The organism is Methylotuvimicrobium sp. KM2 (assembly GCF_038051925.1).
Classification (GTDB): domain Bacteria; phylum Pseudomonadota; class Gammaproteobacteria; order Methylococcales; family Methylomonadaceae; genus Methylotuvimicrobium.
The window spans coordinates 1,073,674-1,085,784 of record NZ_CP150634.1; the positions used below are offsets into that span (position 1 = coordinate 1,073,674).

12 protein-coding genes are annotated in these 12,111 nt (G+C 47.8%); 6 read left to right on the forward strand and 6 right to left on the reverse strand.

Translation table 11 applies throughout. The annotated features are described in order from the left end of the window. Positions 1-188: 188 nt before the first annotated feature. The 3 genes from ltrA (at position 189) to WJM45_RS04770 (ending at position 2,286) form a co-directional block, all read left to right on the forward strand. The gene (ltrA, locus tag WJM45_RS04760) at positions 189-1,526 is read left to right on the forward strand and encodes a group II intron reverse transcriptase/maturase (protein WP_341325821.1); all 1,338 of its coding nucleotides are present in this window, start codon (positions 189-191) and stop codon (positions 1,524-1,526) included. 276 nt (positions 1,527-1,802) lie between these two features. Beyond that, positions 1,803-2,036 (forward strand): hypothetical protein, encoded by a 234-nt coding sequence (locus WJM45_RS04765; protein WP_014147379.1) that lies wholly within the window; start codon positions 1,803-1,805, stop codon positions 2,034-2,036. After that, complete coding sequence (locus tag WJM45_RS04770) at positions 2,023-2,286, forward strand: type II toxin-antitoxin system RelE/ParE family toxin (protein WP_014147380.1); 264 nt, start codon at positions 2,023-2,025, stop codon at positions 2,284-2,286. Before WJM45_RS04765 ends, WJM45_RS04770 begins: the two co-directional genes overlap by 14 nt. Positions 2,287-2,584: 298 nt before the next feature. On the opposite strand, the gene WJM45_RS04775 is transcribed toward WJM45_RS04770, so the two are convergent. Further along, the gene (locus tag WJM45_RS04775; protein WP_341327842.1) at positions 2,585-3,001 is read right to left on the reverse strand and encodes an MliC family protein; all 417 of its coding nucleotides are present in this window, start codon (positions 2,999-3,001) and stop codon (positions 2,585-2,587) included. A gap of 209 nt (positions 3,002-3,210) precedes the next feature. Here WJM45_RS04775 and WJM45_RS04780 point away from each other — a divergent pair, with 209 nt between their 5' ends. After that, the gene (locus WJM45_RS04780) at positions 3,211-4,008 is read left to right on the forward strand and encodes an META domain-containing protein (RefSeq protein ID WP_341327843.1); all 798 of its coding nucleotides are present in this window, start codon (positions 3,211-3,213) and stop codon (positions 4,006-4,008) included. A gap of 54 nt (positions 4,009-4,062) precedes the next feature. Here the strand turns inward: WJM45_RS04780 and WJM45_RS04785 are convergent, their stop codons facing one another. The 3 genes from WJM45_RS04785 to WJM45_RS04795 form a co-directional block, all read right to left on the reverse strand. After that, on the reverse strand, positions 4,063-4,326 hold the full coding sequence (locus tag WJM45_RS04785; protein ID WP_341327844.1) for a type II toxin-antitoxin system RelE/ParE family toxin: 264 nt from the start codon (positions 4,324-4,326) through the stop codon (positions 4,063-4,065). Beyond that, the gene (locus WJM45_RS04790) at positions 4,316-4,510 is read right to left on the reverse strand and encodes a hypothetical protein (protein WP_341327845.1); all 195 of its coding nucleotides are present in this window, start codon (positions 4,508-4,510) and stop codon (positions 4,316-4,318) included. Before WJM45_RS04790 ends, WJM45_RS04785 begins: the two co-directional genes overlap by 11 nt. Positions 4,511-4,959: 449 nt before the next feature. Beyond that, positions 4,960-6,141 (reverse strand): pyridoxal phosphate-dependent aminotransferase, encoded by a 1,182-nt coding sequence (locus tag WJM45_RS04795; RefSeq protein WP_341327846.1) that lies wholly within the window; start codon positions 6,139-6,141, stop codon positions 4,960-4,962. Between the two features lie 84 nt (positions 6,142-6,225). Between WJM45_RS04795 and uvrB the strand changes: the two genes are divergently transcribed. Both uvrB and WJM45_RS04805 read left to right on the forward strand, forming a co-directional pair. Further along, positions 6,226-8,235 carry an excinuclease ABC subunit UvrB gene (uvrB, locus tag WJM45_RS04800; protein WP_341327847.1) on the forward strand — a complete coding sequence of 670 codons (2,010 nt, stop codon included), beginning with the start codon at positions 6,226-6,228 and terminating at the stop codon, positions 8,233-8,235. Positions 8,236-8,462: 227 nt separating this feature from the next. After that, positions 8,463-9,305, forward strand: coding sequence for a transglutaminase family protein (locus WJM45_RS04805; RefSeq protein ID WP_341327848.1), 843 nt, complete (start codon positions 8,463-8,465; stop codon positions 9,303-9,305). Positions 9,306-9,351: 46 nt separating this feature from the next. Here the strand turns inward: WJM45_RS04805 and WJM45_RS04810 are convergent, their stop codons facing one another. Then, positions 9,352-9,735, reverse strand: a complete 384-nt coding sequence (locus WJM45_RS04810) for a hypothetical protein (RefSeq protein WP_341327849.1) — start codon at positions 9,733-9,735, stop codon at positions 9,352-9,354. Positions 9,736-10,107: 372 nt separating this feature from the next. Next, positions 10,108-11,742 (reverse strand): bifunctional diguanylate cyclase/phosphodiesterase, encoded by a 1,635-nt coding sequence (locus tag WJM45_RS04815; RefSeq protein ID WP_341327850.1) that lies wholly within the window; start codon positions 11,740-11,742, stop codon positions 10,108-10,110. Positions 11,743-12,111: the final 369 nt, after the last annotated feature.

Below are 12,111 nucleotides of genomic sequence, written 5' to 3' on the forward strand. Positions count from 1 at the left end.
GGAGACCCGTTGCGGCGGTGGGGAGGCCATCGACTATTGCGTATAAGGAAACGAAGGCGCAATAGGCCGTAACGGGAGTCGGAGGGGTTCATAGTACCGATGGAAGTCTAGGGACAACATAACCCAGACCGAGGGAAGGGACCCTGCTTTGTTCATGTAACCGAAGAGTGGAGGAAAAGGGGATTGCCATGTTGCTAATAACCCCTGATGAAATCAGGACACTACAGAGGAAGCTCTATACCAAGGCCAAGCAAGAACCGGCCTATCGCTTCTATGCGCTCTATGACAAGGTGTGGCGGGCAGACATCCTCATGTTTGCTTACCGCCTTGTCCGTGCTAACAAAGGAAGTCCCGGCGTTGACGGAGTGAACTTCGAGGACATAGAGCAGAAGATAGGGATAGACCAGTTTTTGTCGGAATTAGCTCAAGACCTGAAAGACAAGACTTATCACCCAAGTCCGGTACGGCGCGTCATGATTCCCAAAGCGGACGGCAGTCAGCGCCCGCTGGGCATTCCGACGATCCGCGACCGGGTAGCCCAGATGGCGGTAAAACTCGTCATTGAACCGATATTTGAAGCGGATTTCTGCCCGAACTCCTACGGATTTCGGCCAAAGAAATCGGCCCACGACGCGGTTGATGAAATAGCGGAAGCGCTACATCAGGGCTATACCCAAGTGATTGATGCCGATCTGTCGAAATACTTCGATAGCATCCCTCACGCCAAACTGCTGGCCGTTATTGCCGAGCGCATTGTTGATGGTGCGATATTGCACGTCATCAAGCTATGGCTCAAAGCACCGGTCATCGAAGAGGATAAGGACGGCACCAAGAAGCATATGGGCGGCGGCAAAGCAAACAGCAAGGGCACGCCGCAAGGTGGAGTCATTTCACCGTTGCTATCGAACTGCTACCTGCATTTACTTGACCGGATATGGGAGAAACATCAGCTACGATGGAAGTTAAAGGCGCGCATCGTCCGTTATGCGGATGATTTTGTCGTGCTGTGTGCAGGTGCAGTTGATGCACCATTGGCCGCGGTACGGCATGTGCTGGATCGTCTTGATCTTGAGTTGAATGATACCAAAACCCGCATAGTTGATGCCAGAGAGGAAAGTTTTAACTTCTTGGGTTTTTCAATCAGGGTGAGCAAGGGATTGAAGTCGGGCAAAAGTTATCCGCATGTCTGCCCGGCACCGAAATCGCTTGCGAAAATCAAAGACCGTATAACGCAATTGACCGCACGGGAGCGTACGCCGATACCGTTGGAAGATATTATAGGAAGCATGAACGCCAGCCTTCGCGGCTGGTCGGGTTACTTTCACTATCGCAATTCCAATGGCGTACTGGAAAAGGTGAAGACGCATGCTGAAGAACGTCTGCGAAAGCACCTCATGAAGCGGCACAAGGTCAAAGACCGTGGGATCGGCCTCGGTCGTTTCCCAAGCCAGCAGTTATATGCGAGATACGGGTTATACAAGGTTCCGACAAAGGCGGGCTGGAAAACAGCGCATGCCGTGGTGTGAAGAACATCGGAAAGCCGTGTGCGTTAATAGCGCATGCACGGTTTGATGAGGGAGGACAGGAGAAACTAACTATGATAAAGCTAATGAGGCACCGCCAGACGAAAGGGGCGGAAACAGATAGGCCATGTCTACGGAAAGTGAAATCCTGTTCTCTACTCTACCCATGCGCACTGCTTCGCTCTGGGTTAATTAGCGAGTGATGAGCGACGTTAGGTGTGAAGCGTTATGGCGCTATAGCGCTAAAGTGCTATAATCGGAAAAAAAGAGGTGCCTTTTATGAGTGAGTTATCAAAAAGATCCACGGTTTACTTCGAACCAGAGATTCACCATGCCCTTCGGGTTATGGCTGCAAACACGCATCAATCTGTCTCCGAATTCGTCAATGAGGCGGTTCGTATGGCTCTACGCGAAGATCAAGAAGATCTGAGTGCGTTTGAAGAACGGGCGGCAGAGCCAACACTGAGCTATGAGGAATTGCTGGAAGATTTAAAGTTACATGGCAAATTATGAAATTCAGTTCAAGAAGTCAATTACCAAAGATCTTCGCGCTATTCCAAAAAAGGATGTCAAGAAAATACTGGAGCGAATAGATGCCTTGGCGGTAAACCCAAGGAGCGAAGGCTGTATCAAATTGTCCGGTCAGGAGCGTTACCGCACTCGGCAAGGCGTTTATCGGATAATTTATGAGGTCAAGGATGCCGAAATTGTCGTCGTTGTGGTCAAAATTGGGCGTCGTTCCCAAGTCTACAAAGACAGCTAACAAGGCAAACTCACTCGGACGGCAAAAAGGGAGCTATGGGGCAGGTCTTGAATTTTGCAAATACGTGCCTGCATAAACGAGACTTGATGTAAATTTAAAACTTGACCCCGTGCGAGCAGAAGAGAGGCCATTCGGCGTTAATCAAGTGGGCAGAGTTGTTGAAGCCTGAATACCTTCGCCAATTAGGCTAAGTAATGCATTAGCTCTATTAGTTAAAGCTGAAGAGGTAAAGATCGACAACTCTGACCTTTTGATTTCTTAACACTTGTTAAACCTCAAAAAACCGTTCTTCTTCCGGCTATACAGCCTTGCAATCGCTTAGCAAAACTTGTTCTGTCGCGGTATGGTCGGCGGCAAGAAATATCAGAATGCCGGAATCGCCTTTCGTATGCCAACGTAGGCTTTTTTGCTCGTCCAATGCAATATACAGCGCGCCGGAAGCTGCTTTCCGAATCTGCATTAAACTTAGCAAGCCCTGGTAATAAAGGGCGGCGAACGATTCCCCGGATTGTAAGTTTAAATAAGCGACCTGCAGTTCGGTGTCGGGATGGCAGCGATAAACGACTATCTTGCTTCGCCAGCCGGTACCTTCGATGATACTGGTTGTAACCGGTGTGCCGTCAAAATGCAAGGGATCTAAGGAATCGCGCTTATCTTGTTGTGCGCAGGCCGTGAGTAATACGGTAAAACTGATCACGAAAAGAATTTTACTCATAATGAATCTCTAGATGTGAATGGATGGGGCGGGGCGACAGTCATCCCAATAGAAACGAATACCCCGCAGTCTCTATACGCACATGCCGAAATTTTTAGTACGATAGCTATATATGATATTTTAATTGCCCTTCTAGCGGGTATACATGCAAAATACCGGTTCCGGTGGGTAAAGCCTTCAATAAATCCTAGTAAACTTGAGAGAAAAGTATGATGAGACGATGGATTACTTTTGCGTTATGCAGTGTGCTGATAGGGTGCGCGACTGATGCTAGCCGAGAGGAAAACGACGACGAGCAACAATTCAAGTGGGACAATATTGCCTGGCAATTAGAACACTTTATCGGGCCGAATGGCGAAACGACAAGTGTCAAAGATGGTACGATTATCGATGCCTTGTTTACGAAAGGTCAATTATCCGGAAGTGGCGGATGTAATCGTTATTTTGGGAAATTTGAGATATCGGAAGAATCTAAATTAATGGTCAGCCCAGTCGGCTCAACGATGATGGCTTGTTCGGAGATTATCAACGAACAAGAGCGCCGTTATTTCGATTCGCTCGCTAAAGTTGGCGGCTATCGCTACGATGAAGAAGCTCGATTACTGACGCTTTCGGACCAAGAAGGAAATTCATTATTGGTGTTCAAAACAAAAACCCAGCCGACTTTGGAAAAAAACCAATGGCAGGTATCCGGCATCAACAATGGCAAGGGTGGTATCGTGTCGGATAAAAATACCGCTTTAGCGAATGCGTATTTTGCCGATGGCACTGTTCAAGGCAAAGCGGGTTGTAATCGGTATTCGGCGGCTTATACAAAGCAAGATGAAGAACTCAGAATCGATTCCGCGCAGACGACTCGAATGTTTTGCGCAGAGGATGGCGTCATGGAGCTCGAAGCGAATTTTTTGAATGTCATGGCTCGGGTCGTCCGTTATGAAATCGATGGCGATCGACTAAAACTACTCGATAAGGATGGGGCGTTGTTGATTGGCTTTGTCAGAAAATAAAGTTTGAACATCGGATTCTAAGTCAGTATTTTAGAGGGAAGCGGTGCTTAATATTTATCTCTTGTTGTAAACGTCTTTGCGATGACCAATTTTTACAATGGTAATCGTCAGGATGTTATCGTTGATTGTATAGAGAATTCGATAATCTCCAACTCTAATTCGATATAAATCAAGTTTTGATTTGAGTTTTTTTACGCCGATTGGTCTTGGTTCAATTGTTAATTGTTCAATTGAAGCAAAAATTTTGATTTGTCGGTCTTTTGGAAGTTTTGCAAAGAATTTTTCTGCTGTTGGTTTGATAATGATTTCATAAGCCATATTTGGTCTTAAGCTCTGATAATGAAATGCCTCCCGGCTCTTGTAAGGCTTGTTCGGCTTCTTTAATTTCCAATTCGTCTTGATAATTTTCCAATAAGGTTTCGATGAATTCATCGAGCGATTGGTTGGCAGCCGCAGCAAGAGCCGTTAGCCGCGATTCGTTTTCTTTGCTGACATTTAGCACGCTCAACTCCTGAATTTATATGAAGGGCTTAACCCAGCCTTAACATTGCGCGTCAATAGGTTATTGAATAATATGCAATAATTAATTTTATGGCGCTACAAAGTTAAATTTGGCATGATTTTTAATTATTATATTTCAATAGCATAGGCGGTAGGCACTATACTTGTTAAAGCTGGGTTAAGTGTCGGAGCATTCGCCAAATTTGAATATGATCTAGTTTGGCGAAGCGTCCGACAGCATTTTTTCTTATACCTTTCGCACTTCAAATTTCGGCAGTGCCGGAGGAGGCCTCGGGGTGCTCGGTAAAGGCTTTGCCAGCATGGAGCTGGCATAGAGCCTACAGGGACGTATTCACGGCGTCCTTTGACGGGCACCCCGAGGCCGAATTTTCATCTACGATGAGTATAATTCGTTCGATTCCTAGAGTAATGACCGGTCCGGTCCGCTTTTCAAACCGCCTTTTTAATTCTCTCCAGCGCGTTCTCCAAGTTTTTCATGCTGGTCGCAATCGAGATTCTGACGTGGCCTGGGCAGCCGAAGGCAGAGCCAGGCACCAGCGCGACACCGGCATTTTCGATCAGGTATTCTGAAAAATCCAGGTCATCTTTGATGTTGTCCATTTTGGCGATTGCTTGTTCGACGTTCGGGAATACGTAGAACGTGCCGTCGGTTTCAAGGCAATCGATGCCGTCGAGTTTGTTCAGTTCCGAGACGACGAAATCATGGCGTTTCTTGAATTCGGTCATCATCATATCGATGAAGCCTTGATCGCCGGTTAGCGCGGCTTCTGCGGCATATTGCGAAATCGAAGTCGGATTCGAGGTGCTTTGCGATTGAATGGTGCCCATCGCTTCGATTAGGTCGGCAGGCCCTGCCGCATAGCCGATGCGCCATCCGGTCATCGAATAGGCTTTAGATACGCCGTTCATCACGAGGGTGCGGTCGTAAAGTTCCGGGCAAGCGTTTAGAATATTGACGAAGCTGCCTTTTTGCCAAAGGATATGTTCATACATATCGTCGGTTGCGATGACAATTTCGGGATAATTTTTCAATACGTCGCCGAGCGCTTTTAGCTCGTCGAGTGAATAGGCGACGCCGGTCGGATTCGACGGGCTGTTGAGGAAAATCAGCCGGGTCTTGTCGGTAATCGCCGCGCGCAGTTGTTCCGGCGATATTTTAAAGTGCCGCGTCTGTGTCGTTTCGATGACGACCGGTACGCCGCCGGCCAGCAGCACCATGTCGGGATAAGAGACCCAGTACGGCGCAGGAATGATCACCTCGTCGCCTTCGTTCAACAGTGCTTGCGTCAGGTTGTAAGAGCTCTGCTTGCCCCCGCACGAAACTAGAATTTGCTTGGCTTGGTAATCGAGGCCGTTGTCTTTTTTGAATTTGTCAATGATTGCTTGTTTCAGGCTTGGCGTGCCGCCGACCGGAGTGTATTTCGTAAAGCCTTTGTTCATCGCCTCGATCGCGGCGGCCTTGATATGATCCGGTGTGTCGAAGTCCGGTTCGCCCGCGCCGAGGCCGATAATGTCCTTGCCGGCGGCGCGCATGGCGGCGGCTCTTGCTGTGATCGCCAGTGTCGGTGATGGTTTAACGGATTGAACTCTGCCGGAAAGTTTTATGCTCATAAGTACCTGTCAAATCAATGTAAAAGTAGACATGATTATACTCTATGTATAATAGCTGTTGAAATTCCATTAGAGAGTGAGTGTGTGAAAAAGGCATTTAATATTCAAGGCCGATTTCAACCGGCAGGCGACCAACCGGTGGCAATTAACCAATTGGTCGAAGGATTGCACGACGGCGAAGTGCATCAAACCTTGCTCGGCGTGACCGGCTCGGGCAAGACTTTTACGATTGCCAATGTTATTAACCAAGTGCAGCGTCCGGCGATGATTCTGGCGCCGAATAAGACATTGGCCGCGCAATTGTACGGCGAGATGAAGGAGTTTTTTCCGGAAAATAGCGTCGAGTATTTCGTGTCGTATTACGACTACTATCAACCGGAAGCCTATGTGCCGGCTTCGGATACCTTCATCGATAAAGATGCTTCGCTGAATGAGCATATCGAACAAATGCGTTTATCGGCGACCAAGGCGCTGATCGAACGCGAGGATACGATCGTCGTCGCGACCGTGTCGGCGATTTACGGCTTGGGTGAACCGGAATCGTATTTTCAAATGGTCTTGCATTTGGTGCGCGGCGATTTGATCGATCAACGCGCGATCGTCCGCCGTTTGGCTGAAATGCAATATACGCGCAACGAAACCGAATTGCGCCGCGCGACTTACCGCGTTCGCGGCGAAGTCATAGATATATTTCCGGCGGAATCCGAGCAGGAGGCGCTTCGTATCGAGTTGTTCGATGATGAAATCGAGCGACTGTCGCTGTTTGACCCGTTGACCGGCGAAATTAAGCAGCGTATTGCGCGTTACACGGTCTACCCGAAGAATCATTACGTCACGCCAAGGGATCAATTGTTGGCAGCAGTTGACGCGATTAAAATCGAATTGAAAGCGCGTCTCGAGCATTTGTATTCGCTGAATAAATTGGTAGAAGCGCAGCGCTTGGAGCAACGGACCTTGTTCGATCTCGAAATGATTTTGGAGGTCGGCTATTGTTCCGGTATCGAAAATTATTCACGTTATCTGTCCGGTCGCGGCCCGGGTGAGCCGCCGCCGACGATGTTCGATTATTTGCCGGATAATGCCTTGGTCATTATCGATGAAAGTCATGTGACGATTCCGCAGATAGGCGCGATGTATAAAGGAGATCGCTCGCGTAAAGAAACCTTGGTCGAATACGGGTTCAGATTGCCTTCGGCGCTTGATAACCGCCCGTTGACCTTCGAAGAGTTCGAAGCAAAATCCAGGCAGCGAATTTATGTTTCGGCAACGCCAGGACCTTATGAAAAAGCGCATTCCGGGGTCTTTGTGGAGCAGGTTGTCAGGCCGACCGGCTTGCTCGATCCGGAAATCGAAGTCCGTCCCGCAACGACTCAGGTCGATGATTTGTTGTCGGAAATCACTAAGCGGGTTAAGGTCAACGAGCGCGTCTTGGTCACAACGTTGACCAAGCGCATGTCCGAAGACTTGACCGAATATTTGGCCGACCATGACGTGCGCGTGCGTTACTTGCATTCGGACATCGATACCGTCGAGCGCGTCGAGATCATTCGCGATTTGCGGCTCGGCAAATTCGATGTGTTGGTCGGTATCAATTTACTGCGGGAAGGTTTGGACATTCCCGAGGTTTCGTTGATTGCGATTTTGGACGCCGACAAGGAAGGTTTCTTGCGTTCGACCGTGTCGTTGGTGCAAACGATAGGCCGTGCGGCGCGTAATGCACACGGTAAGGCGATTTTGTACGGCGATAAGATCACGCGCTCGATGCAACAGGCAATCGATGAAACCGTGAGACGCCGCGAAAAACAGAGCCGTTTCAACGAAATGAATAATATTACGCCGGCAACGGTATTCAAGTCGGTTAAGGATATTTTGGAAATCGCGATTCCGGGCGCCGGCTTTCAACCGGTTGCGAAGGCCGTAGCCGTGACCGAGCCCGATGCGGACTATAAAGCGATGACGCCCAAACAAAAAAGCAAAAAGCTCAAGCAAATGGAAGAGCAAATGTATAAGCATGCTCGGAATCTGGAGTTTGAAGAAGCGGCGCGTCTTAGGGATGAGATTAAATTGTTGCAGGAGATTTATGTTAAAGGTTAAAGGTGAAAGGGGAAAGGGGAAAGAGGAAAGAGGAAAGAGGAAAGAGGAAAGAGGAAAGAGTGTTGGTGGGTTTAGGGGGCACCCTTAAGTTAAGGGAAACTTGTCGTTCGGCAGGCTTTTGAGGCGCATTCGATCCTGAGCCAGCATTAATTATTCTGTGAAGGTGCTTAAAGGTATTGGGTTTAGTGGGTGATGGTTTATTTGTTGTGGTTTTGGGAGGATAGGCAATGAAATATAAATTAGGTTGCGATCTCGAATATCAGGTTGATTCCTTTAGTACGTTTATTTTTAATTTTCGAATCGCGCAGATCGACTGCCAAAAGATCATTAACGAGCATCTGCAACTGAATCCTGCTATTCCTGTTGATGAGTTTGCGGCGCCCGTTTTAGAAAATCGATATTTCAGAGTCAATGTGTCGGCGGGAACGAATCTGCATGTTTCGTATCGTGCGGAAGTCGAAATGTCGCATTTTTACGGGGATCCGAATAAGATCATGGAAATTCAGCCGGCGGATTTGCCGAAAGAGACCTTGCCTTACCTTTATCCCAGTCGCTTCTGTCAATCGGACCGGTTAGTTAACCTTGCGCTTTCGGAGTTTGGTGGAGAGCAGATGGGTTACTCCAGAGTTACGGCCATATGTAATTGGATTTTTGATAAGGTTTATTATCAATACGGAACCAGTAGCTCGCATACTTCCGCATTCGATACCGCTACCGAGCGAATCGGGGTCTGCCGGGATTTCGCGCATTTGGGAATCGCGTTTTGCAGGGCCTTGAATATTCCGGCGCGGTTTGTCTCCAGTTATGCCTATGGGTTGACGACGCCCGATTTTCACGCCTGTTTCGAAGCCTATTTGGGTAATCGTTGGTATTTATTCGATGCTACTCGCCAGGCGCCGCAGAACGGTATCGTGCGTATCGGCACGGGACGCGATGCCGCCGATGTTTCAATAGCCACAATCTTCGGAAATGTTTCGATGAACGAAATGCGTATTTTTATCGAGCATGTTCCGGATCCGGATTGCCCAGGAATTCCGGAGCCGACGACAGAGGCCATTGCGATTTTATGAGTGTTGAGTTTTGCCGGGTTCTTCAAAATGAGCGGGCTGTTTGGTTTTATTGCTCGCCATAAACCCTTTTCATCAGCGTCAGGAACCATTGCGGGCGGAAGATGACGATGAATAGCGCGATTAGACTGACGGTCGGTATGGGGCCGATATCGAGCAGCATGAATACTATCATCGCCAATAAGAGTTGAAGCCGGGCGGCGGCTGACGCATGGTTTTTGCGCCTCGGATTGCCGACGGATGCGCCAGAGCTATCCGGCGAGGTGGGGTTTTGCCGCGAATTCCGATAGATATTATCGACGAGGGTTTTAAACCAGCGAGGGCGGAATAGCGCGACGAACGCGCCAAGCGTTGAGGCTATCGGAATCGGCCCGATGCTAGCGATTCCGATCAGAATCAATGCAAAAACGCACTTCAAGCGTATCATTGTCATTCTATATATCCTGCTATCACGATTTTGTTCGATGGTTCGGAAATGGCTAAAACGTTAAACATCAGCGTAACGCGACGCATCGGTGCCGTCAATTCGCGGTTTAGCTAGGAGCTTGTCCGAGGCATCATTTTCGCCCACAGACGCGTCACCGCCTCCTTTCGGCGCGCTGACGGCGGCACCCTGCACATCCGCAAAACCAACGCCCGGAAACCGAGTTGGCGAAAATCTACCGCAACTTGAATCTTGATCCGCCTAGTATTTTAAATTTAAGTGTCAGGCACGGGTTAAGAGTCCCGACAGTAGCTCGTTAGAGCAGCTGTATATTTCCGTTGTTTATTAAACTTTTTCCGTTCGGCGGCGGTCTTCGCTGCATTAGATGCCTATGACGGAGCCGAAATTTGAAGCCGGAACGGGGGCGGAAAACAAAGAACCTTGTCCATAATCGCAGCCGGCAGCGGTCAATATGTCGCATTGATCGATTGTTTCCACTCCTTCGGCAATGACTTTCATGCCAAGCCTATGGGCCATGGAAATAATGGCTTCGCAAATGGCGTTATCTTGAGTTTTTTGAGTTAAATTGCACACGAAAGATTGATCGATCTTGATGTAATTGATATCAAATCTTTTAAGATAAGGTAGAGATAAAAAACCGGTTCCGAAATCGTCAAGAGATAACCGGATATTTGCGTTTCTGAATTCAAGTAATCGATCGAAAATGATTTTGTCGTTTTTCAAGAATTCTTTTTCTACGATTTCGAGCACGATGCTCTCGGCAGGCAACTTTATCTCCCGCAAATAATCGATCCACCCTGAATTCGCGGTGCTCTTGTTTTTTAACTGTAGAGGAGAAACATTGAGGCTTACTTGGAATTTTTCATGGAAGGCGGTGTGCCATCGCAATACTTGATTTGCCGCCGTTCGGAATACCCAATCACTAATATCGTCAATCATCCCGATTTCTTCCGCTATGTCCATGAATTCGGAAGGGTTAAGGAGTCCGCGTACCGGGTGTTGCCAACGAATCAGGGCTTCCGCTTTGTGGATAGAGCCCGTAACCAATTCAACGATAGGTTGATAGTACAATTTAAACTGTTGATCGGGCAGAGCCTTGCTCAGATCATTACTCAGCAGCATCCTGGTTTGCAAGGCATCTTGCAGAGAACGGGAAAAATAACAGAAACGGTTCCCGCCCTGGTGTTTTGAGAAATACAAAGCCTGCTTCGCACCGTTCAAGAGCTCCGATATTTCCGTCGAGTTATTTGGATAGATAGAGATTCCAATCCTGGCGGAGGTATAAACGATTTCACTTCCGAACTTAAAAGGATTGGCTAATGCATCAATGATGGCTTGAGCGACTCTATCGATACATAGGCAATCATTGAAGCCACTGATAATGATCGCAATCTCATGCTCGCCGTAACGAACTACCGGATCGTATTCCCGAACGCAGCGGTTTATGCGCTTTTCGATTTCAATCAATAGTCTTTCACTTACTATTGGCCCAAAGGAACCCTTGATATGATTGAAATCATCGACATCAATTAATAACACTGCCAGCGGCCGATTAGCGCGCTGCGTCTTGTTAATTTCATTTTGTAAGCGATCATGGATTATTTGATATGAGTGTTCGGTCAGACTGCTCGCCGTCTTGTCGACCGATCGAATAAAAGAGGAGTCGACATCGAAGATGCGGTTATTGTTACCGGTATTCGTTGAGGTATTCCTATTACTCGTGAATGCATGTTCAAAAGCCGGTTTTTCGTTATCCGGCTCACATTCGTTTCGTTCGATTAGATCCCAAACGAAGGAGCGGGGATCGTGCGAGTCGAGATTGTTTAACGATCTTGAAAATTCTAAAGGTGAATTAAGATGGTTTCCAGATACAGCCGCATTGGTAAATAAACGCAAATCCCCGCTGTGAAGCCAATATTTTTTACGCCTATCACTGCGCTCGACGCAATACGAATGACATAAGGCGGTTTTTAGCATTTTTTGCGCATCGCTCATCGAATTTTTAACCGGATTTCCTTTCTTGATGCCAATGTGGGAGCCCACAAGAAGCAGCGGTTTTCCGCTCTTTGTCCTGCTTATAACACGACCGTTGTCGCGAAACCATCGATAGCTACCGTCTACGTTTCGCATGCGATGTTCGCATGTAAACAGAGGGATTTCGCCATTAACGTGCCGTTTAAAATTGGTGTAATATCCAAATAAATCATCCGGGTGAACGAGAGATTTCCATTCTTGAAAAGAGTCGCCTATTTCATTTTTGTGGTAGCCCAGTGATTTCTTCCATTGGCTTGAGCAAAACACTTTATTTTCATGGATGCACCATATCCAAATATCATCATCAAGAGCATCGAGAGTAAACATCCA